Annotated in this window: 16 protein-coding genes, 1 tRNA gene and 1 pseudogene; 7 read left to right on the top strand and 11 right to left on the bottom strand. The window is 73.0% G+C overall.

Annotated elements, in window-relative coordinates; all coding sequences use genetic code 11:
* The first annotated feature begins 13 nt into the window (after nt 1-13).
* The 3 genes from orn to ACFQLX_RS18230 all read left to right on the top strand — a co-directional run bounded on the left by orn (nt 14) and on the right by ACFQLX_RS18230 (nt 1,092).
* The gene (gene orn, locus ACFQLX_RS18220) at nt 14-610 is read left to right on the top strand and encodes an oligoribonuclease (RefSeq protein WP_386416498.1); all 597 of its coding nucleotides are present in this window, start codon (nt 14-16) and stop codon (nt 608-610) included.
* Between the two features lie 150 nt (nt 611-760).
* A tRNA-His gene (locus ACFQLX_RS18225) sits at nt 761-836 on the top strand.
* Between the two features lie 43 nt (nt 837-879).
* Nucleotides 880-1,092: a hypothetical protein gene (locus tag ACFQLX_RS18230; protein ID WP_386416499.1), complete on the top strand. Its 213-nt coding sequence runs from the start codon at nt 880-882 to the stop codon at nt 1,090-1,092.
* A gap of 24 nt (nt 1,093-1,116) precedes the next feature.
* Here ACFQLX_RS18230 and ACFQLX_RS18235 read toward each other — a convergent pair whose 3' ends face one another.
* From ACFQLX_RS18235 to ACFQLX_RS18260, 6 genes are all read right to left on the bottom strand, one after another.
* The gene (locus ACFQLX_RS18235; RefSeq protein ID WP_386416501.1) at nt 1,117-1,701 is read right to left on the bottom strand and encodes a hypothetical protein; all 585 of its coding nucleotides are present in this window, start codon (nt 1,699-1,701) and stop codon (nt 1,117-1,119) included.
* A 188-nt stretch (nt 1,702-1,889) separates the two neighbouring features.
* The gene (locus ACFQLX_RS18240) at nt 1,890-2,153 is read right to left on the bottom strand and encodes a hypothetical protein (protein WP_386416617.1); all 264 of its coding nucleotides are present in this window, start codon (nt 2,151-2,153) and stop codon (nt 1,890-1,892) included.
* A gap of 285 nt (nt 2,154-2,438) precedes the next feature.
* On the bottom strand, nt 2,439-3,608 hold the full coding sequence (locus ACFQLX_RS18245) for an acyl-CoA dehydrogenase family protein (RefSeq protein WP_386416503.1): 1,170 nt from the start codon (nt 3,606-3,608) through the stop codon (nt 2,439-2,441).
* A gap of 1 nt (nt 3,609) precedes the next feature.
* Nucleotides 3,610-4,566, bottom strand: a complete 957-nt coding sequence (locus ACFQLX_RS18250; protein WP_386416619.1) for a hydroxymethylglutaryl-CoA lyase — start codon at nt 4,564-4,566, stop codon at nt 3,610-3,612.
* Nucleotides 4,567-4,574: 8 nt separating this feature from the next.
* A complete protein-coding gene (locus tag ACFQLX_RS18255; RefSeq protein ID WP_386416621.1) occupies nt 4,575-6,614 on the bottom strand; it encodes an acetyl/propionyl/methylcrotonyl-CoA carboxylase subunit alpha in 2,040 nt (679 codons plus the stop codon).
* 7 nt (nt 6,615-6,621) lie between these two features.
* Nucleotides 6,622-8,241: a carboxyl transferase domain-containing protein gene (locus ACFQLX_RS18260; RefSeq protein ID WP_386416505.1), complete on the bottom strand. Its 1,620-nt coding sequence runs from the start codon at nt 8,239-8,241 to the stop codon at nt 6,622-6,624.
* Nucleotides 8,242-8,330: 89 nt separating this feature from the next.
* Between ACFQLX_RS18260 and ACFQLX_RS18265 the strand changes: the two genes are divergently transcribed.
* A complete protein-coding gene (locus tag ACFQLX_RS18265) occupies nt 8,331-8,915 on the top strand; it encodes an SACE_7040 family transcriptional regulator (protein WP_386416506.1) in 585 nt (194 codons plus the stop codon).
* 345 nt (nt 8,916-9,260) lie between these two features.
* Here ACFQLX_RS18265 and ACFQLX_RS18270 read toward each other — a convergent pair.
* The 3 genes and pseudogenes from ACFQLX_RS18270 to ACFQLX_RS18280 all read right to left on the bottom strand — a co-directional run.
* Nucleotides 9,261-9,812 (bottom strand): annotated as a pseudogene (locus ACFQLX_RS18270) (glycoside hydrolase family 25 protein); the annotation flags it as partial.
* A 175-nt stretch (nt 9,813-9,987) separates the two neighbouring features.
* Nucleotides 9,988-13,737: an ABC transporter ATP-binding protein gene (locus ACFQLX_RS18275; RefSeq protein WP_386416622.1), complete on the bottom strand. Its 3,750-nt coding sequence runs from the start codon at nt 13,735-13,737 to the stop codon at nt 9,988-9,990.
* A 254-nt stretch (nt 13,738-13,991) separates the two neighbouring features.
* Nucleotides 13,992-14,630 carry an ATP-binding protein gene (locus tag ACFQLX_RS18280; protein WP_386416508.1) on the bottom strand — a complete coding sequence of 213 codons (639 nt, stop codon included), beginning with the start codon at nt 14,628-14,630 and terminating at the stop codon, nt 13,992-13,994.
* 184 nt (nt 14,631-14,814) lie between these two features.
* On the opposite strand from ACFQLX_RS18280, the gene ACFQLX_RS18285 reads away from it, so the two are divergent.
* Together ACFQLX_RS18285 and ACFQLX_RS18290 are read left to right on the top strand one after the other, a co-directional pair.
* The gene (locus ACFQLX_RS18285) at nt 14,815-15,108 is read left to right on the top strand and encodes a DUF397 domain-containing protein (RefSeq protein ID WP_386416511.1); all 294 of its coding nucleotides are present in this window, start codon (nt 14,815-14,817) and stop codon (nt 15,106-15,108) included.
* 84 nt (nt 15,109-15,192) lie between these two features.
* The gene (locus ACFQLX_RS18290) at nt 15,193-16,110 is read left to right on the top strand and encodes a helix-turn-helix domain-containing protein (RefSeq protein ID WP_386416514.1); all 918 of its coding nucleotides are present in this window, start codon (nt 15,193-15,195) and stop codon (nt 16,108-16,110) included.
* A 34-nt stretch (nt 16,111-16,144) separates the two neighbouring features.
* Here ACFQLX_RS18290 and speB read toward each other — a convergent pair whose 3' ends face one another.
* Nucleotides 16,145-17,140: an agmatinase gene (gene speB, locus ACFQLX_RS18295; protein WP_386416515.1), complete on the bottom strand. Its 996-nt coding sequence runs from the start codon at nt 17,138-17,140 to the stop codon at nt 16,145-16,147.
* Nucleotides 17,141-17,266: 126 nt separating this feature from the next.
* On the opposite strand from speB, the gene ACFQLX_RS18300 reads away from it, so the two are divergent.
* Nucleotides 17,267-18,067 carry a phosphatase gene (locus ACFQLX_RS18300; RefSeq protein WP_386416516.1) on the top strand — a complete coding sequence of 267 codons (801 nt, stop codon included), beginning with the start codon at nt 17,267-17,269 and terminating at the stop codon, nt 18,065-18,067.
* A 72-nt stretch (nt 18,068-18,139) separates the two neighbouring features.
* On the opposite strand, the gene ACFQLX_RS18305 is transcribed toward ACFQLX_RS18300, so the two are convergent.
* Nucleotides 18,140-19,030, bottom strand: coding sequence for an acyl-CoA thioesterase (locus ACFQLX_RS18305; RefSeq protein WP_386416518.1), 891 nt, complete (start codon nt 19,028-19,030; stop codon nt 18,140-18,142).
* Nucleotides 19,031-19,041 lie beyond the last annotated feature (11 nt).

Below are 19,041 nucleotides of genomic sequence, written 5' to 3' on the forward strand. Positions count from 1 at the left end.
TAGGGTTGGGTCCATGAACGACCGGATGGTGTGGATCGACTGCGAGATGACCGGGCTCTCCCTGGAGAACGACGCGCTGATCGAGGTGGCGGCCCTGGTGACGGACTCCGAGCTGAACGTGCTCGGTGAGGGCGTGGACGTGGTGATCCGCCCGCCGGACGAGGCGCTGGAGACGATGCCGAAGATCGTGCGGCAGATGCACACCACCTCCGGCCTGCTGGACGAGCTGGCGGGGGGAACGACGCTGGCGGACGCGCAGGAGCAGGTGCTGGCGTACATCCGCGCGCACGTACCGGAGCAGGGAAAGGCGCCGCTGTGCGGGAACTCCGTCGGCACGGACCGGGGCTTCCTCGCCCGGGACATGCCCGAGCTGGAGGACTGGCTGCACTACCGGATCGTGGACGTCTCCTCGGTGAAGGAGCTGGCGCGCCGGTGGTACCCGAAGGCGTACTTCAACAGCCCCAAGAAGGCCGGCGGCCACCGCGCCCTGGCGGACATCCGCGAGTCGATCGCGGAGCTGCGCTACTACCGCGACGCGGTCTTCGTCCCGCCGCCGGGCCCGGACTCCGAGACGGCGCGGGCGATCGCGGCACGCCGGCCGGAGGCGTGACGGGGGACTGGCGGGGGTCTGGCGGGAGCCCTGACTGGGGCCTGACGGGGCTGCGGGGAGGGTGACGCCCGCCTCCGCCTTACGGGGAGGCGAGCACCCCCGAGGACCCTGTACACTTCTTTCTGGCCGGTGCGAAAAACACAGGTCGTGGTGGGTGTAGCTCAGCTGGTAGAGCACCTGGTTGTGGTCCAGGAAGTCGCGGGTTCAAGTCCCGTCACTCACCCCAGATAACGAAGGGCCGATCCGCGAGAGCGGATCGGCCCTTCGTCATGTCCCCCGTCAGCAGCCAGTCGTGGGCGCTGCCCGAGATCGCCGCGACGGTCGAGGAGTTCCTGAGCGCGGCGAAGGAGTGCGAGGCCGCGATCGAGGTGATCGACCTGCCCGAGGCCCACCACGGCTACGAGACGCAGGACCCGACGGACACCTTCCGCGCGGGCCTGCGCACGGCGATGCACGCGGTGCTGGCGCACCTGAGGGAGTGAGCGGCTCCCTTCCGACGCCGCGCGTCAGCTCACATCGCCGAGTACGACGGCCGCTGCGTGCGGGTCCATGATGTTGGACCAGGCCTGTTCCGCCGGTAGCAACTCCCTCTCGGGAAGGGCGTATTCCGGATACCAGCCTTCCGCTTCGCAGCCGGGGACGTTATGAAGGACGAGAGTGGTGAGATTCGGTGGTACGGAACCGGCGATCCGTACCGCGAGATAGGTCTCGTGGCCGTCGTCGGCACGGACCTGCAGTTCCAGAGTGAAGGTGTCGAAGTCGACGGTGTGCTCGCGGCCGTCTCGCAGAGTGGACCGCGTCAGCTCCCGCAGGGTGGTGCGCAGCCGACGGATGAAGCGGACACCTGCTTCGGCGCGATACCGGATGTGATCGTTGCGTGTCGGCAGCAGGTGTGTGGTGAAGGTGGAAGTCTTCAATGCTTGGGGATGGGTGCCGTTGTACTGCGCACGGGCGGCTCTGCCCGCCGCCTCCAATCTGGCGTAGAAATCGCCGCCCGAACCACCCTCCCTTTTTCCGGCTGCCACCAGCCATGGCAGGTCCGCGTCTGCCCAGACAGCTCCACGCCAGCGCTGCACCTTGACCTTGAACAACGCCTGGTCATCAATGGCGCGGATGCGTTCCTGCTTGGTTCCGGTCTCCGCGAACTGCTCCGCCGACTTGGCGATCAGAGGGTGGTCGACTGTGTCCAGCGGCGTGGTGGCCGGTGGAACCGGAAGGCCGAGATCCTCCTACAGGCAGCGCAGAGTGGGGCGGGCCGGATGCATCGGGACGAACTCTGTCACTCGTCGATCCCGCCGATCGCGTCGATCTCGTCGGCGGTCAGTCCGGTCAGCAGCATCACGTCTGACTTGAGCGATCCGTCGAGCACCCGAAGCGCTTCGACCATGCCGATTCTGAGGTCCTCGCGCCGCTGCTCCAGATAGACCCGCACTGCTGCGGCGACGAGGTCCTTCTTTGTCAGGCCCAGAAAATGCGCACCCTGACTGATCAGCTGGTCCGTCTCCGGATCCACCTTCAGTGGCGACTGTCGAACTGCTGTCATCACTTCCACCTCCTGAGGTAATGATACCCAAGTACCTCAGGCTGTATGGATGTGGTGGCGGACAGTGCCCGGCCGTGCAGGTCTATGCCGGTCGGAGTGCCCCGTCGGCCGCCTCGGCTGCGCGCGTGTGCGAACCCGACGAAGTCCATATGGTGACGTCGTCGGCCAGGAACACAATCGCCAGGTCTTCGTCACATCCCACGGCCGCCAGAACGTCCGCCGCCGAAGCCACGGCCCGCGCGCCACCGCCATGACGGTGGCGCGCGGGCCGTACGGCCGAGGGGATCACGCCTCCGGCAGTCCCAACTCGCGGGCGATCAGCATCCGCTGGACCTCGCTCGTGCCCTCGCCGATCTCCAGGATCTTCGAGTCGCGCCACATGCGGGCCACCGGGTACTCGTTCATGAAGCCGTAGCCGCCGTGGATCTGGGTGGCTTCGCGGGCGTTGTCGACCGCGATGGTGGAGGAGTGGAGCTTGGCGAGGGCCGCCTCCTTCTTGAACGGCTCGCCGTGGACCAGGCGGGAGGCCGCGTCGCGCCAGGCCAGGCGGGCGGTGTGGGCCTTCAGCTCCATGTCGGCCAGCTTGAACTGGATGGCCTGGTTGGCGCCGATCGGACGGCCGAAGGCGTGGCGCTCCTTGGCGTACGCCACCGACTCGTCCACGCAGCCCTGCGCCAGCCCGGTGGCCAGCGCGGCGATGGCGATGCGGCCCTCGTCCAGGATGCGCAGGAACTGGGCGTAGCCGCGGCCGCGTTCGCCCAGGAGGTTCGCCGCGGGGACGCGGACCTCGTCGAAGGACAGCTCGTGGGTGTCGGAGGCGTTCCAGCCGACCTTGGAGTACGCGGGCGCGACGGTGAAGCCGGGAGTGCCGGACGGGATGATGATCGTGGAGATCTCGGGCCTGCCGTTCTCGCGGGTGCCCGTCACGGCCGTGACCGTGACGAACCCCGTGATGTCCGTACCCGAGTTGGTGATGAAGCACTTCGAGCCGTTGACCACCCACTCGTCGGCCGCCTCGTCCAGCCGCGCCGTCGTGCGCGTACCGCCCGCGTCGGAGCCGCAGTCCGGCTCGGTGAGGCCGAAGGCGCCCAGCATCTCGCCCGAGCACAGCTTCGGCAGCCACCGGGCCTTCTGCTCCGGCGTGCCGAAGAGGTGGATCGGCATCGCGCCCAGCGACACCGCCGCCTCCAGCGTGATCGCCACCGAGGAGTCGACGCGCGCCAGCTCCTCCAGCGCCAGGCCGAGCGCCAGGTAGTCGCCGCCCATGCCGCCGTGCTCCTCGGGGAAGGGCAGCCCGAACAGGCCCATCCGGCCCATCTCGCGCACGAGGTCGTAGGGGAACTCGTGCCGCTCGTAGTAGTCGCCGATCTTCGGGGCGACGACGTCGTGGGCGAACGCCTCGACCGTGCGGCGGAGTTCTTCCAGCTCGGGGGAGAGGCGGTGGTCGAGGGTCATGTCAGGACTCCTTGTGGGAGGGGGCGACGTGGGAGGGGGTGAGGTTCGAAGCGAGGGCGGCCACGGTGCGCGAGGGGCTCGGGCGGCCGAGGTGTCCGGCCATCCACACGCTGGTGGCGGCCAGTCGGTCGAGGTCGACGCCGGTCTCGATGCCGAGGCCCCGCAGCATCCACACGAGGTCCTCGGTGGCGAGGTTGCCGGTGGCGCTCTCGGCGTACGGGCAGCCGCCGAGGCCGCCCGCGCTGGCGTCGACGGTGGTGACGCCCTGCCGCAGCGCGGCGAGCGTGTTGGCCAGGGCCTGGCCGTAGGTGTCGTGGAAGTGGACGCCGAGGCGGTCGACGGGGACTCCGGTGGCCGTCAACTCCCGTAGCAGCGCCTCGACATGGCCCGGGGTCGCCACGCCGATGGTGTCGCCCAGGCTCAGCTCGTCGCAGCCCGTCGCGAGGAGTTCGCGGCAGACCGCGGCGACCTGCGCGGGCGCGACCGGGCCCTCCCAGGGGTCGCCGAAGCACATCGAGAGGTAGCCGCGCACGTGCAGGCCGGCCTCCTTCGCCCGCGCGATGACCGGGGCGAACATCTCCAGCGACTCGGCCACCGTGCGGTTGAGGTTGCGCCGGGCGAAGGTCTCCGTCGCGCTGGCGAAGACCGCGATACGCGAGGCGCCGAGGGCGCGGGCGCGCTCCAGGCCGCGCAGGTTGGGCACCAGGACGGGGAGGTCGACGCCGGGGAGGTCGGACAGCAGGGGGAACAGGTCTTCCGCGTCGGCCAGTTGGGGCACCCACTCGGGGCGTACGAAGCTCGTCGCTTCGATCGTCGTCAGGCCCGCGGCGGCGAGGCGGTGGATGAACTCCGCCTTGACGTCGGTGGGGACCTGCCGCTTCTCGTTCTGCAGTCCGTCGCGGGCGCCGACCTCGTGGATACGGACCCGGGCGGGCAGCCCCTCGGCGGGGAACGTCATGGGCAGGCTCACGTCGACGCCTCCGCTTCCGACTCCTCCGAGGCGTCCGGCTGGACCACCGCCAGCACCTGGTCCATCGCCACCGTCGTGCCCGCGCTCACCCCGAGCTGGGTGACGGTCCCGGCGTGGGGGGCGGCGATGACGTGCTCCATCTTCATCGCCTCCACCACCAGCAGGCTCTGCCCGGCCTCGACGCGCTCGCCCACGGCGGCCTTCACCACCGTGACCGTCCCCGGCATCGGCGCGGTCAGCGCGTCCGCCCCGGAGGCCGCGCCCGCGCCGCTCAGCAGCTCGGCCACCGGGTCGTGGTCGAGGAGGGACCAGGTGTCGCCGTCGCGGCCCAGCAGGGTGCCCTCGGGGGTACGGGCCGCGGTGAACCGGTGGGTCACGCCCCCCAGTTCCACCACGACCGTGCCGTCCGCCGCCCGTGTCAGGCGGCCCGTACCGGGCACCGTACGGACCTCGACCGCCTCGTGCCCCGGCACGCGGAAGTGGTGCACGACGGGCGCGGGGACGCCCCCGAGCCGCCAGCCGTCCGGCACCGAGAACGGGTCCGTCCAGCCGGCGGCGGAGGGCCTGCGCTCCTCCTGCCGCAGCAGCGCCGCCGTCCCGTACACCTCCGCCGGGACCTCGGCCGGGACCAGTGAGGCCGCGTCCCGGTCCACCAGCCCGGTGTCCAACTCCCCCGAGACGACGGCAGGGTGGGCCAGCAGCCGCCGCAGGAACCCGGTGTTGGTGTCCACGCCCAGGATCACCGTGTCCGCCAGCGCCGCCCGCAGCCGCCGCAGCGCGCTCGCCCGGTCCGGCCCGTACGCGATGACCTTGGCCAGCATCGGGTCGTAGGACGTGCCGACCTCGCAGCCCTCGTAGAGCCCGGAGTCGACACGGGCACCTGAGGGCTCGCGCAGCAGCCGCACCGTGCCGGCGGAGGGCAGGAAGTCCACGTGGTCCCCGCTGACCCGCGCCGTCTCCGCGCAGATCCGCGCCTCGACCGCGTGCCCGACCAGGCTGATGTCCGCCTGGCGGAAGGGGAGTTCCTCACCGGAAGCCACCCGCAGCTGCCACTCCACCAGGTCCAGCCCGGGGGGCGCGCCGCCGATGGAGACCACCAGCTCCGTCACCGGATGCTCCACCTGCAGGCGGGTGTTCATCTCCATGAAGTAGTACGCGGACACCGGGGGTGCGGGGGTTCGCCCCCTGCGGGGCACGGTGCCGCCCGGGACGATGAACTCCACCGTCCCCGCGCCCACGTACCCGCAGCTGCGCGCCGCCTGCACCGCCGCCTCGCCCATCGCGGCGCGCGTGGCCTCGTCCAGCAGGACCGACGGCGCCTCCTCGATGATCTTCTGGTGGCGGCGCTGCAGGGAGCACTCGCGCTCCCCGAGGTGCACGACGTTGCCGTGGGTGTCGGCCAGGACCTGGATCTCGATGTGCCGGGGCCGGTCGATCCACCGCTCCAGCAGCAGCGTGTCGTCGCCGAAGGAGGAGCGCGCCTCGCGCCGGGCCGCCGCGATCTCCTCGGCCAGCACGGCGTCGCCGGAGCCGAAGTCCCGGACCAGCCGCATGCCCTTGCCGCCGCCGCCCGCCGAGGGCTTCAGCAGCACCGGGGCGCCGATCTCCCGGGCGCAGGCGATGAGTTGGGCGTCGCTCAGGCCGCTCCCCGAGGAGCCGGGCACGACGGGCACGCCCGCGGCGGAGACCGTCTCCTTGGCCCGGATCTTGTCGCCCATCAGCTCGATGGCCTGCGCGGAGGGCCCGAGGAAGACCACCCCGGCGCCGGCGCAGGCCCGCGCGAAGGCGGCGTTCTCGGCGAGGAAGCCGTACCCGGGGTGGACGGCCTGCGCGCCGCCCAGCGCGGCGGCGCGCAGCAGCTCCTCCACCGACAGGTAGCTGTCGATACGCACGGCCGTGTCCGCCTCGCGCACGTGCAGGGCGTCGGCGTCCGCGTCGGTGAAGACCGCGACCGAGCGCACGCCGAGCCGGCGCAGCGTACGGATGACGCGGACCGCGATCTCGCCGCGGTTGGCGATCAGAACTGTCTCGAACATCATCCACTCACATCCGGAAGACGCCGAAGCCGCGCTCACCGAGCGGGGCGTTGGCACAGGCGGTCAGGGCGAGACCGAGGACCTGCCGGGTCTCCAGCGGGTCGATCACACCGTCGTCCCACAGGCGGGCCGTGGCGTAGTAGGCACTGCCCTGCGTCTCGTACTGCTCGCGCACCGGCGCCTTGAACGCCTCCTCGGCGTCCGCCGGCCACTCCTCGCCCCGGGCCTCCAACTGGTCGCGCTTGACGGTGGCCAGCACCGAGGCGGCCTGCTCGCCGCCCATCACGGAGATCTTCGCGTTGGGCCACATCCACAGAAAGCGCGGGCTGTACGCCCGCCCGCACATCGAGTAGTTGCCCGCCCCGTACGAACCGCCGACCACCACCGTCAGCTTCGGCACCCGGGTGCAGGCCACGGCGGTGACCATCTTGGCGCCGTGCTTGGCGATGCCGCCCGCCTCGTAGTCGCGGCCGACCATGAAGCCGGAGATGTTCTGCAGGAAGAGCAGCGGGATGCCGCGCTGGTCGCACAGCTCGATGAAGTGCGCGCCCTTCTGGGCGGACTCGGCGAAGAGGATGCCGTTGTTGGCGACGATGCCCACCGGGTGGCCGTGGATGCGGGCGAAGCCCGTCACCAGCGTCGTACCGAACTCGGACTTGAACTCCTGGAAGCGCGAGCCGTCCACCAGCCGCGCGATGATCTCCCGCGCGTCGTAGGGCGTGCGCGAGTCGACCGGCACCGCCCCGTAGAGCCCCGCCGGGTCGACCTTCGGCTCCTCCACCGGCCGCACCGACCACGGGAGCGCCCCGCGGTCGGGCAGCGTGGCGACGATGTCGCGGACGATCCGCAGCGCGTGCGCGTCGTCCTCCGCCAGATGGTCCGTGACGCCGGAGACCTTGGAGTGGACCTCGCCGCCGCCCAGCTCCTCGGCCGTGACGACCTCGCCGGTGGCGGCCTTCACCAGGGGCGGGCCGCCGAGGAAGATCGTGCCCTGGCCGCGGACGATGACCGCCTCGTCGGACATCGCCGGCACGTACGCCCCGCCGGCCGTGCACGAGCCCAGCACGGCGGCGATCTGCGGGATGCCCGCGCCGGACATCCGGGCCTGGTTGTAGAAGATCCGGCCGAAGTGCTCGCGGTCGGGGAAGACCTCGTCCTGCATGGGCAGGAAGGCGCCGCCGGAGTCGACCAGGTAGACGCACGGCAGGCGGTTCTCCAGCGCGACCTCCTGGGCGCGCAGGTGCTTCTTCACCGTCATCGGGTAGTACGTGCCGCCCTTGACGGTCGCGTCGTTGGCGACGACCACGCACTCCCGCCCGGCGACCCGGCCGATGCCGGCGATCACCCCGGCGGCCGGCGCCGCGTCCCCGTACATCCCGTGGGCCGCGAGCGGGGCCAGCTCCAGGAAGGGCGAGCCCGCGTCCAGGAGGGTGTCGACGCGCTCGCGCGGGAGGAGCTTGCCGCGCGCGGTGTGCCGGGCGCGGGCCCGCTCGCCGCCGCCCTCGCGGGCCGCCGCCAGCTTCTCGTGCAGTCGGCCGACGAGCGCGCGGTGCGCCGCCTCGTTGGCCGACCACGCCTCGGACGCCGGATCGGCGGCGCTGCCGAGAACGGGTGCGTCCTGGTCCACCAGGGAACCCCTTACGCAGATCGGTTAATGAGCGTTAACGTACTGCCGTCAGGTTAACGAGCATTAACCGGCCTGTCTAGGATGGATCCATGAACACCAAGGCTCCCGCGACCACCCGGCGCGCGCAGATCCTGAGCGAGGCGGCGCGCCTGTTCGCCGAGCGCGGCTTCCACGGGGTGGGCGTGGACGAGATAGGCGCCGCGGTGGGCATCAGCGGCCCCGGCCTCTACCGGCACTTCCCCGGCAAGGACGCGATGCTCGCCGAACTGCTGGTGGGCATCAGCGAGCGGCTGCTCGCCGCGGGGCGCCACCGGGTCGCGGAGGCGTCGGGGGACGAGCTGCTGGACGCGCTGATCAGCGGGCACATCGACTTCGCGCTGGACGACCGGCCGCTGATCGTGCTGCACGACCGCGAGCTGGACCGGCTGCGCGAGGAGGACCGCAAGCTGGTGCGCCAGCTCCAGCGGCAGTACGTGGAGCTGTGGGTCACCGCCGTGCGCGAGGTCCACCCGGCGCTGGACGAGGCGAGCGCGCGCACGACCGTGCACGCGGTCTTCGGCCTGCTGAACTCCACGCCGCACCTCTCCCCGCGCGCCTCCCTCCCGGGCCGCGACCAGACGGCGGCGCTGCTGCACCGGCTGGCACGGGGGGCGTTCGAGGCGGCGGCGGGCTGAGGTTCCGTACGGATCCGGCGCGCGTACGGGCCGGGCCCGCGTACGGACCGGCCCTTACGACGCCAGCCGCGCCGCGAGCTTCGCGGCGACCTTCTCCGCGATCTGCTCCGCCAGCGCCGGATGCTCCGCGAGCGCCGCCGCGAGGGCGCCGACCTGCTCGTCGCTCAGCTCGACCTGGCCCAGGTCCTTGAGCCGCGCCTGCAGATCGCGGGTGCGCAGGTTCGTGTCGCGGAGGTAGCTGGACGGCGCCCAGGTCGGGTTGTCCGCGCTCGGTGCCGGCGCCTGGACGAAGTCCACCGTCCAGACCCGCTTGGCGTCCGCGTCCGTCAGTGCCATCTCCGCAGCCTCCTCGGCCCAGGTGCGCATCGCCCCGCGTGAGGCGAACTGCGCGACGTTCGTGTCGAGCGGACTCGACGTGTACTGGTGGATCAGCCACGGCGCCTTGATCCCCGGCGACCCGGCGCGGGCGCCGTAGTGCGCGATCCACAGGCCGTCGCCCGCGAAGGAGCCGGTGTCGCGGTTGAGCCAGAAGTCGGTGTTGCAGTAGAGCAGCACCCGGTGGCCGGGGCGCAGCCGCTTGACCTCGCGCAGGAAGGCGTCCTTCTCGGCGGAGGTCGCCGCGCTGCCGGAGCCGGTGCGCTCCCAGTCGCAGGCCAGGACGTCCCCGGGGTGCGAGGCGCACCTCTCGACGAAGTACCGCGCCTGCGCGGCGATGTTGCCGGGCCACAGGAAGTGGTAGAAGCCGAGGACCATCCCGGCCTCGCGCGCCCGCCGCACGTGGTCGCCCTGCCGGGGGTCGGTGTAGGTCCGCCCCTCGGTGGCCTTGACGAAGCAGAAGTCGAAACCGGCGGTGGGGAAGTCCGCCTGGTGGTTGCTGACGTCGATGCCCTTGATCACGGTGCCTCCCGCCTCCGTCCACCGGCCGGTCCCACGACCGTCCCACGAACCCCCAACGGAAGAAGGCGGGTTGGGGTTACGCACCGTGGAGGAGGGCGGACCCTGCTACGGTGCGCGACCCGCCTCCCGGGCCCGGGAGGCGGGTCATCGCGACGCCACGGGATGCGAGCCCTCCCTAGACCCCGGACGTCTCCCGCTCGCCCATGTACGTCCGCCACAGGCGCGCGTACCGTCCGCCGCGGGCCAGCAGCTCGTCGTGGGTGCCGTCCTCGACCACCCGGCCGTGGTCCAGCACCACCACCCGGTCCGCTCGCGCCGCCGTCGTCAGCCGGTGCGCCACCACCAGCGTCGTGCGCCTGCGCGCCAGCCGGTCCGTCGCCTGGTTGACCAGCGCCTCCGTGGCCAGGTCGAGCGCCGCGGTGGCCTCGTCCAGCAGCAGGATGTCCGGGTCCACCAGCTCCGCGCGGGCCAGCGCGATGAGCTGGCGCTGGCCGGCGGAGAGGTTGCGGCCGCGCTCGGTGACCTCGTGCAGGTAGCCGCCGGACAGCGTGGCCACCATGTCGTGCGCCCCCACCGCCCGCGCGGCGGCCTCCACCTCGGCGTCGGTGGCGTCGGGGCGGCCGTAGGCGATGGCGTCGCGGACCGTGCCGGGGAAGAGGTAGGACTCCTGGGGCACGACCCCCAGCCGGTGCCGGTAGGCCGTGAGGTCCAGCTCGCGCAGGTCCCGGCCGTCGGCCCGCACCGCGCCGGCCGTCGGGTCGTAGAACCGCGCCGCCAGCTTCACCAGCGTCGACTTCCCCGCCCCCGTCTCGCCGACGAAGGCGACCGTCTGACCCGCCGGGATGGTGAGGTCCAGGCCGGACAGGGCGCTGTCCCCGGCGCCCGCGTAGCCGAACTCCACGCCCTCGAAGGACAGTTCGCCGCGCAGTGCGCGCACCGGGCGCGGATCGGCCGCCGGCGGGGTGGAGGTCTCCTCCCGCAGCAGCTCCTGGATGCGCCGCAGCGAGACCGCCGCCTGCTGGTAGCCGTCGAAGACCTGCGAGAGCTGCTGGACCGGCGCGAAGAACAGGTCGATGTAGAGCAGGTACGCCACCAGCGCACCGGCCGTCAGCGTCCCCGCCGACACCCGCCCGGCGCCCACCACCAGCACGCCCGCCGCGGCGAGCGTGGCCAGCAGCTGCACGAAGGGGAAGTAGACGGAGATCAGCCACTGCCCGCGCACCCGCGCGCTGCGGTAGCCGTCGGAGCGCTGCGCGAAGCGCTCCGCGCCGCCCGACTCCTGGCGGAACGCCTGCACGATCCGCAGCCCGGCCACCGACTCCTGCAGATCGCCGTTGACCGCGCTGACCCGCTCGCGCGCCAGCTCGTACGCCTTGACGCTCTGCCGGCGGAAGAACCAGGTGCCGACGAGCAGCGGCGGCAGCGTCGCGAAGACCACCAGCGCCAGCTGCACGTCGATGACCAGCAGGGCGACCAGGATGCCGAAGAAGGTGAGCAGGCTGACCACCGCCGTGACCAGGCCGGTCTGCAGGAACGTCGACAGCGCGTCCACGTCCGTCGTCATCCGCGTCATGATCTTGCCGGTGAGATGGCGCTCGTAGTAGTCGAGCCCCAGCCGCTGCAGCTGCGCGAAGATCTTCACGCGCAGGGCGTACAGCACGCGCTCGCCGGTGCGCCCGGTCAGGCGGGCGGCGGCGATCTGCGCGCCCCACTGGCTGACGACCACCGCGAGCGCCAGCAGCGTCGCCACCCACACCGCGCCCAGCGACAGCCGGGTCACGCCCTCGTCGATGCCGTGCCGGATCAGGACCGGCAGCAGCAGGCCGGCGACGGCGTCCAGGGCGACGGCCGTCAGCGCGAGGGCCAGCGGCAGCCGGAAGCCCCGCAGCAGCTCCCGCAGCCCGTACGACTCCTCGGCGCGCTCGGCGCCCGCCTCGTCCACGTCCGGGGTGTCCGTGGCCGGGGGCAGCGCGGCGACCTTGGCCAGCAGCTCGGGCGAGCCCGGCGAGCTGGCCAGCATCCCGGCGAAGCCCGAGGGGTCGCCGGCGGAGGCGGTGGTGTTGACCCCGCCGCCCGCCTTCGCGCCCGAGCCGTCCTTGCGCACCCACAGCCCGGGGGTGACGCCCCCGGCCGGGGCGTCCTCGATATCGGCGGCGAGGTCCGCGTCGATGTCGGCGGCGAGGCCCGCGTTGAGGTCCGAAGCGCTGTCCGCCGCCTCCTGGGCGAAGGCCCGCCCCGCCGGGTCGCGCTCGATGTTCGCCAGCTCGTCGGGGTGGGTCAGCAGCCGCCGGTAGAGCGGGCAGCGGGCCTCCAGCTCCTCGTGCGTACCCACGTCCACCAGCCGGCCCGCGTCCAGCACGGCGATCCGGTCGGCCAGGGCCAGCGTGGAGAGGCGGTGGGCGATCAGCAGGGTCGTACGGCCGGCCATCACCGAGCGCAGGGCCTCGTGGATCTCGTGCTCGATGCGGGCGTCCACCGCCGAGGTCGCGTCGTCCAGCAGCAGCAGCCGGGGGTCGGTGAGGATCGCGCGGGCCAGGGCGATGCGCTGGCGCTGGCCGCCGGAGAGGGTCAGGCCCTGCTCGCCGACCACCGTGTCGTAGCCGTCGGACAGCTCCCGGATGAAGCCGTCGGCCTGGGCGGCGCGGGCCACGGCCCGGATCTCCTCCTCGGTGGCGCCGGGGCGGCCGTAGGCGATGTTGTCGCGGACGGAGTCGGAGAACAGGAAGCTGTTCTCCGGAACCATGCCGATGGCCGCCCGCAGCGAGGGCAGCGTCAGCTCGCGCACGTCCGTGCCGCCGACGCGCACCGCGCCCGCGTCCACGTCGTAGTAGCGGGGGAGGAGCAGCGAGAGCGTGGACTTGCCGCTGCCGGAGGAGCCCACCACGGCGACCGTCTCGCCGGGCTCGATGCGCAGCGAGAAGCCGCGCAGCACCGGGTGCTCCGGGTCGTAGCCGAAGGTGACGTCGTCGAACTCCACCACCGCGTCGGCCGTCGCCGCCAGCTCCCGGGCGTCGGGGCGCTGCTCGACCTCCGGCTCGGTGTCGATCAGGTCGAAGACCCGCTCCACACCCGCGCGGGCCTGCTGGCCGACCGTGAGCATCATCGCCAGCATCCGCACCGGGCCCGTGAGCTGGGCGAGGTACGTGGAGAAGGCGACGAAGGTGCCCAGCGTGACCTGGCCGCGCACCGCCATCCAGCCGCCCAGCGCCAGCATGGCGACCTGGCCCAGGGAGGGGACGGCCTGCAGCGCCGGGGTGTAGCGGGCGTTCAGCTTCACCGTGCGCAGCCGGGCCGCGAAGAGCGTGCGGCCGACGTCGCGCAGCTTGCCCGTCTCCTGCGCCTCCTGCCCGAAGCCCTTCACCACCCGCACACCGCCGACGGCCCCGTCCACGACGGAGGCCACCGCACCGGCCTGCTGCTGGGCGTACCAGGTGGCGGGGAAGAGGCGGGTGCGGCTGCGGTTGGCTATCCACCACAGCAGCGGGGCCACCGTGAGCGCGACCACCGTCAGCAGCGGGGACAGGACGAACATCACGACCAGGGAGACCGCGAACAGCAGCACGTTCCCGATCATCATCGGGACCATGAAGAGCAGGCCCTGCGCCAGCTGCAGGTCCGTGGTGCCGCGGGCGACGACCTGCCCCGTGGACAGCTCGTCCTGGCGGCGGCCGTCCAGGCGCGTGATCGCGTCGAACATCTGCGTGCGCAGATCGTGCTGCACGTCCAGGGCGAGCCGGCCGCCGTAGTAGCGCCGCACGTACGTCAGCCCGTAGACCACCACGGCCGCCAGGACCATCAGCCCGGCCCAGGGCGCCAGCGGGCGGTCGCCGCCGACGATCACGTCGTCGATGATCAGCTTCGGGATCAGCGGGACCAGGCCCATGATCGCCATACCGGCCAGGGAGGCGCCGAGGGAGAGCAGCATGGTGCGGCGGTAGCGCAGGCAGTAGCGCGTCAGCCGCCGTGCCCAGCCTTCGCCGTCCCCCGCGTGCACGGCGCCGTCTCGCTCCGCTGCCACCAGCCACCTCCGAGTCGTCAAGCCGTGGCGTCCACCGTAGACGCCACGTCTGACAACCCGGATGAGCAGGGATTTGTTTCACAGGGCAGGTAGGCAATGCGACCGAGGCCGCAGGACGTAGGACCGGCGGGGCGTGCGGACGGCGGGGCGTGCGGCCGCTCTCAGGCGGCCAGCGGCGGCGCCGTGATCAGCCGGGGCCGCTCGCGGCCGGTGAAGATCTCCGCCACCGCCAGCAGGCGCGCGGCCAGCGCGGGCGACGGCGGGGTGGTGGCGAAGGCGGCCCAGACGGCCTTGCCCTCCGGACCCGGCACCGTCCAGCCCCAGCAGCGGCTGACGGCGGCGACGAGCTGCAGCCCCCGGCCGCTGTCGGCGAGCGGGGCGTGCGCGTCCGGCGTCCCCGCCCGGCGGGCACCGCTCCCGTACGGACCAGGCTGCGCCCCCACCGCCGACCGCAGCGGCCGCGGCTGGCGCACGCCCGGGTCGAAGGCCGCGCACAGCAGGGCGTCGCCGTCGCGGAAGAGGCCGAGTATCACCGGATGCGGCGCGGGCTCGGACCAGACCTGGCCCATGCCGTGCGAGAGGGCGTTCACCACGAACTCGTGCACCACCAGCTCCACGTCCGCGCTGAGCGGGGCCAGCCCCCAGGCGCGCAGCGTCGTGCGCGTGAAGCTCCGGGCCACCCGCGGGGACCAGGGCTGCGCCTCCAGCGTGCACGCCGCGTACTCGGAGGTGTCGGCCCACACGTCGGCGCGGGGGGATGCCGGGCCGGTCTGGGACCCGGGTGGTGCGATCGCTGTCATCCCGGACTCCCGCGCGGCGAAGTGGTGTTGGGTGAGCAGGCTTGCGTAGCCATCCTGAAGGATGTGCACTTACCGCTGCAAGCACATCTGCAATTTCAGCTGCAAGCACAGCGGGTAGGGGCGCGGGGTCCCGGGGAACGGGCACCCCCGCGCGCGGGGCTGACGACCGGGGAGCGTAACGGGGATGTACCACAGGCGAGTTGACCTGCCGGGCGACGGTCCGGAAGGGGGCGGGGGCGGCCAGGAGAACGGCGTGCCGGCGACCGCGCTGACCGGCGCCGTCTGGCGCAAGGCCGCGGCGAGCAACCCGGACGGCGAGTGCGTGGAGCTGGCGCCGCTGCCCGACGGCCGGGTGGCGGTGCGCAACTCCCGCTTCCCGGACGGCCCGGCGCTCCTCTACACCCGCGGCGAGATCGCCGCCTTCCTCCAGGGCGCCCGCGACGGCGACTTCGACGATCTGGCGGCGCGCCCCGGCTGACCGCCGACGGCCTGCGTACCGCGGCCACGTGCGCAGCTGCGGGAAAGCTGTACGGCGCAACCCGCCCGGTGTCACACTGGCCCCGTGACGGCAGCGATCCCGGAGCCCGCGGCGCCCCGCGGCCCCTATGTCCAGCAGCACGATGCGCAGCACCGCGGCGGCCCCACGGTGCTGCGCATCGTGCTGGGCACCCAGCTGCGGCGGCTGCGCGAGGCCGCCGGGATCACCCGGGAGGCGGCCGGCGACGCGATCCGCGCCTCGCACGCGAAGATCAGCCGGCTGGAGCTGGGGCGCGTGGGCCAGAAGGAGCGCGACGTCCGCGACCTGCTGGCGCTCTACGGCGTCACGGACCCCGCCGAGCGGGAGGAGTACCTGGAGCTGGCGCGGCGGGCGACCACCCCCGGCTGGTGGCAGCAGTACGGCGACGTGATGCCGAGCTGGCTGGAGACGGTGCTGGGCCTGGAGGAGGCCGCGGCGGTCATCCGCAACTACCAGGTCCAGTTCGTCCCCGGCCTGCTCCAGACGCCCGACTACGCCCGCGCGGTCGCCGCGCTGGGCCGGGCACGCGGCTCCGCGCGGGCCATAGAGCGCAAGGTCGAGCTGCGGATGCGGCGCCAGGAGAGCGTGCACCGGGAGGGCGGGCCGAAGCTCTGGTTCGTCGTCGACGAGTCCGCGCTGCGGCGCCCCCAGGGCGGCCCCGAGGTGATGCGCGCCCAGCTGGAGCACCTGGTCGAGGCGGCCGCGCGCCCCCACATCACCCTCCAGGTGGCGCCCTTCGAGGTCGGCGGCCTGGCCTCCTCGGGCGGCCCCGTGTCGATCCTGCGCTTCCGCGAGCCGGACCTGCCGGACATCGTCTACCTGGAGCAGCTCACCAGCGCCCTCTACCTCGACAAGCGCGAGGACGTCGAGCACTACATGGCGGTGATGGACCGCCTCTCCGCCGCGTCGATGACGGCGGAGGAGACGGTCCGCTTCCTGGAGGACGTGCTCAGGCGCTCCTGAGTGTGTACGGGACCCGCCGCCGCCCGGCAGCGGCTCAGCCCTCCCGCGCCGCCGCGATCTGGCGGGACATGATCGTCGTGAGTTCGTACGCCGTGTGCGAGGCCGCCACGCAGGTGATCTCCGCGTGGTCGTAGGCCGGGGCGACCTCCACCACGTCCGCCGAGACCAGGTTGCAGGAGGACAGGCCGCGCAGGATCTCCAGCAGCTCGCGGGAGGTCATGCCGCCCGCCTCGGGGGTGCCGGTGCCGGGGGCGTGGGCGGGGTCCAGGCAGTCGATGTCGATGGAGATGTACAGCGGGCGGTCGCCGATGCGCTGGCGCAGCTGGTCGGCGACCTCGTCGGCGCCGCGGCGGTAGACGTCCGCCGAGGTGACGATGCCGAAGCCCAGCTTCTCGTCGTCGGTCAGGTCCTGCTTGCCGTACAGCGGCCCGCGGATGCCGACGTGGGACAGGGCGGAGGTGTCGAGGATGCCCTCCTCCACCGCGCGGCGGAAGGGGGTGCCGTGGGTGTACTCCGCGCCGAAGTAGGTGTCCCAGGTGTCCAGGTGCGCGTCGAAGTGCAGCAGCGCGACGGGGCCGTGCTTCCTGGCGACCGAGCGCAGCAGCGGCAGCGCGATGGTGTGGTCGCCGCCCAGCGTCATCAGCCGGGCGCCGGTGTCGAGCAGCTCGTCCGCCGCCGCCTCGACCGTCTCGACGGCCTCGTTGATGTTGAACGGGTTGACCGCGATGTCCCCGGCGTCCGCGACCTGCGCCAGCGCGAAGGGCGCGGCGTCCTGCGCCGGGTTGTACGGGCGCAGCAGCCGCGACGCCTCACGGATGGCGTTGCCGCCGAAGCGCGCGCCGGGCCGGTAGGAGACGCCCGAGTCGAAGGGCACGCCGACGACCGCGACGTCGGTGCGGCCCACCTCGTCCAGCCGGGGCAGCCGGGCGAAGGTCGCCGGGCCCGCGTAGCGGGGGATGCGGGAGGAGTCCACCGGGCCCACGGGGGAGGCGGGACCGGTCGGCTGGGGCTGCGCGCTGGAGGTGCTCATGCTGTCGAGCGTAGGCGGCGGGGCGACCTCCGCCACCTGTACGCGGTGCACGAGGCGCCCGCCCTGTTTTCGCCCCCGTGGCCAGAGCGTCACCCGTACGGGCTACGGGCGGGTGAGAATGGCCACATGTCGACAGCATCCGAAGCACCCGGCCGCGCCGAGCTCATCGACCACCTCGTACGGACCCGCATCGCCGGCGACGTCGCCACCCCCCGCGAGAACAACCTCGACCACTACCGAGAGCTGGCGGCGGGCAACCGCCGCTTCCTCTTCGGCCTGGAGGACCTGCACGAGCGCTGGAGCGAGGAGCGGGTGCTCGCGCTGATGGCCGAGCGCGTCGGCGTCAGCCCCGACCCCGCGCACCGCACCGGCGCCGACACGATCGACCCCGAACTGACCGTCGACGGCCTGGACCGGATGGCCCGCGCCCTGCGCAAGGCCGCCGGCGCGCGGCGCCGGGTGCTGGTCGCCACCGGCCACCCCGGCGCGCTGCTGGAGGCCCACCGCGCGCTGGCCGAGGGGCTGGCGGCGGCGGGGTGCCCGCTGGTGTCCGTACCGGAGGGGCTGTGGGTGGGGCGCGGCTCGGACGAGTCGTACGGACTGGTCCAGCAGGTCGGCCCGGTCGCGGTGCTGGAGCGCGGCGCGAGCCTGCGGCACACGCACGCCCCCGAGCCGATGTGGGCGGTGCTGGACGCGCTGCCCGAGGAGGAGCGGCCCGAGTTCGTCCTCGCCGACCACGGCTGGTCGGGCGCGGCGGGCGCCCGGGGGATCGACGCGGTGGGCTTCGCCGACACCAACGACCCCGCGCTCTTCCTCGGCGAGGCGGAGGGCGCGGTGCAGGTGGCCGTACCGCTGGACGACCATGTCGCGGACTCGCGCCACTACGGGCCGATGGCGGCCTACCTGCTGGCGGCGGCGGGGCTGTAACGTCCCGCGACGCACGGGTGCCGGGCCCCTCGCGAGGGACCCGGCACCCGTACCCCTGCGGCGTACGGGACCTCAGCCCCCGCGCGGCACCCGGATCACGCCCTCCTGGATCACCGACGCCACCAGCCGCCCGTCCCGCGTGAAGATCCGCCCCTGCGCCAGCCCCCGGCCGCCCTGCGACGTCGGCGACTCCTGGTCGTACAGCAGCCAGTCGTCCGCCCGGAAGGGCCGGTGGAACCACATCGCGTGGTCCAGGCTCGCCCCCACCACGTCGCCGACCGCCCAGCCGCCGCGCCCGTGCGCCAGCAGCACCGAGTCCAGCAGCGTCATGTCCGAGACGTACGTCATCAGGCACAGGTGCGTCAGCGGGGTGTCCGCCGCGCCCGCGACCTTGCCGTTGGTGCGGAACCACACCTGCGAGCGCGGCTCGCGCGGCTCCCCGGCCGTGACGAACGGCGGCTCCTGCGCATAGCGCAGGTCGATCGCCGCCCGCGCCTCCAGGATCCGCTGGGCGACGCTGGGGTGCACGAAGCGGTCGGCGTGGGCGGGCAGCACCTCCTCCGCCGTCGGCAGCGTCAGCGGATCGGGCGCCGCCGGCATCGGCTCCTGGTGCTCCATCCCCTCCTCCGCCGCCTGGAAGGAGGCGGAGAGGTGGAAGATCGGCTGCCCGTGCTGCACCGCCACCACCCGCCGGGTGGCGAAGGAGCGCCCGTCGCGGATGCGGTCCACCGAGTAGACGATGGGCACGGCCGGATCACCGGGACGCAGGAAGTACGAGTGCAGGGAGTGCGCCGGCCGGTCCGCCGGGACCGTGCGCCCGGCCGCGACCAGCGCCTGCGCGGCGACCTGCCCGCCGAAGACGCGCGGCACGACGACCGGGCCCCCGGAGCGGCCGCGGAAGATGTCCTGCTCGATCCGCTCAAGGTCGAGCAGATCGAGCAGGGCGTGGAGTTCCTCGCTCATGGGGCGATCAT

The organism is Streptomyces polyrhachis, assembly GCF_042663125.1.
Lineage (GTDB): Bacteria > Actinomycetota > Actinomycetes > Streptomycetales > Streptomycetaceae > Streptomyces > Streptomyces polyrhachii.

Coding starts and splice junctions, on each gene's coding strand:
- ACFQLX_RS18250 (WP_386416619.1), bottom strand. CDS start 4,566: ATGACGTTCCCCGCCGAGGGGCTGCCCGCCCGGGTCCGTATCCACGAG.
- ACFQLX_RS18245 (WP_386416503.1), bottom strand. CDS start 3,608: ATGACCCTCGACCACCGCCTCTCCCCCGAGCTGGAAGAACTCCGCCGC.
- ACFQLX_RS18280 (WP_386416508.1), bottom strand. CDS start 14,630: ATGACAGCGATCGCACCACCCGGGTCCCAGACCGGCCCGGCATCCCCC.
- ACFQLX_RS18240 (WP_386416617.1), bottom strand. CDS start 2,153: ATGACAGCAGTTCGACAGTCGCCACTGAAGGTGGATCCGGAGACGGAC.
- ACFQLX_RS18285 (WP_386416511.1), top strand. CDS start 14,815: ATGTACCACAGGCGAGTTGACCTGCCGGGCGACGGTCCGGAAGGGGGC.
- ACFQLX_RS18265 (WP_386416506.1), top strand. CDS start 8,331: ATGAACACCAAGGCTCCCGCGACCACCCGGCGCGCGCAGATCCTGAGC.
- ACFQLX_RS18305 (WP_386416518.1), bottom strand. CDS start 19,030: ATGAGCGAGGAACTCCACGCCCTGCTCGATCTGCTCGACCTTGAGCGG.
- ACFQLX_RS18275 (WP_386416622.1), bottom strand. CDS start 13,737: ATGCTGCTCTCCCTCGGCGCCTCCCTGGCCGGTATGGCGATCATGGGC.
- ACFQLX_RS18230 (WP_386416499.1), top strand. CDS start 880: ATGTCCCCCGTCAGCAGCCAGTCGTGGGCGCTGCCCGAGATCGCCGCG.
- ACFQLX_RS18255 (WP_386416621.1), bottom strand. CDS start 6,614: ATGTTCGAGACAGTTCTGATCGCCAACCGCGGCGAGATCGCGGTCCGC.
- orn (WP_386416498.1), top strand. CDS start 14: ATGAACGACCGGATGGTGTGGATCGACTGCGAGATGACCGGGCTCTCC.
- speB (WP_386416515.1), bottom strand. CDS start 17,140: ATGAGCACCTCCAGCGCGCAGCCCCAGCCGACCGGTCCCGCCTCCCCC.
- ACFQLX_RS18300 (WP_386416516.1), top strand. CDS start 17,267: ATGTCGACAGCATCCGAAGCACCCGGCCGCGCCGAGCTCATCGACCAC.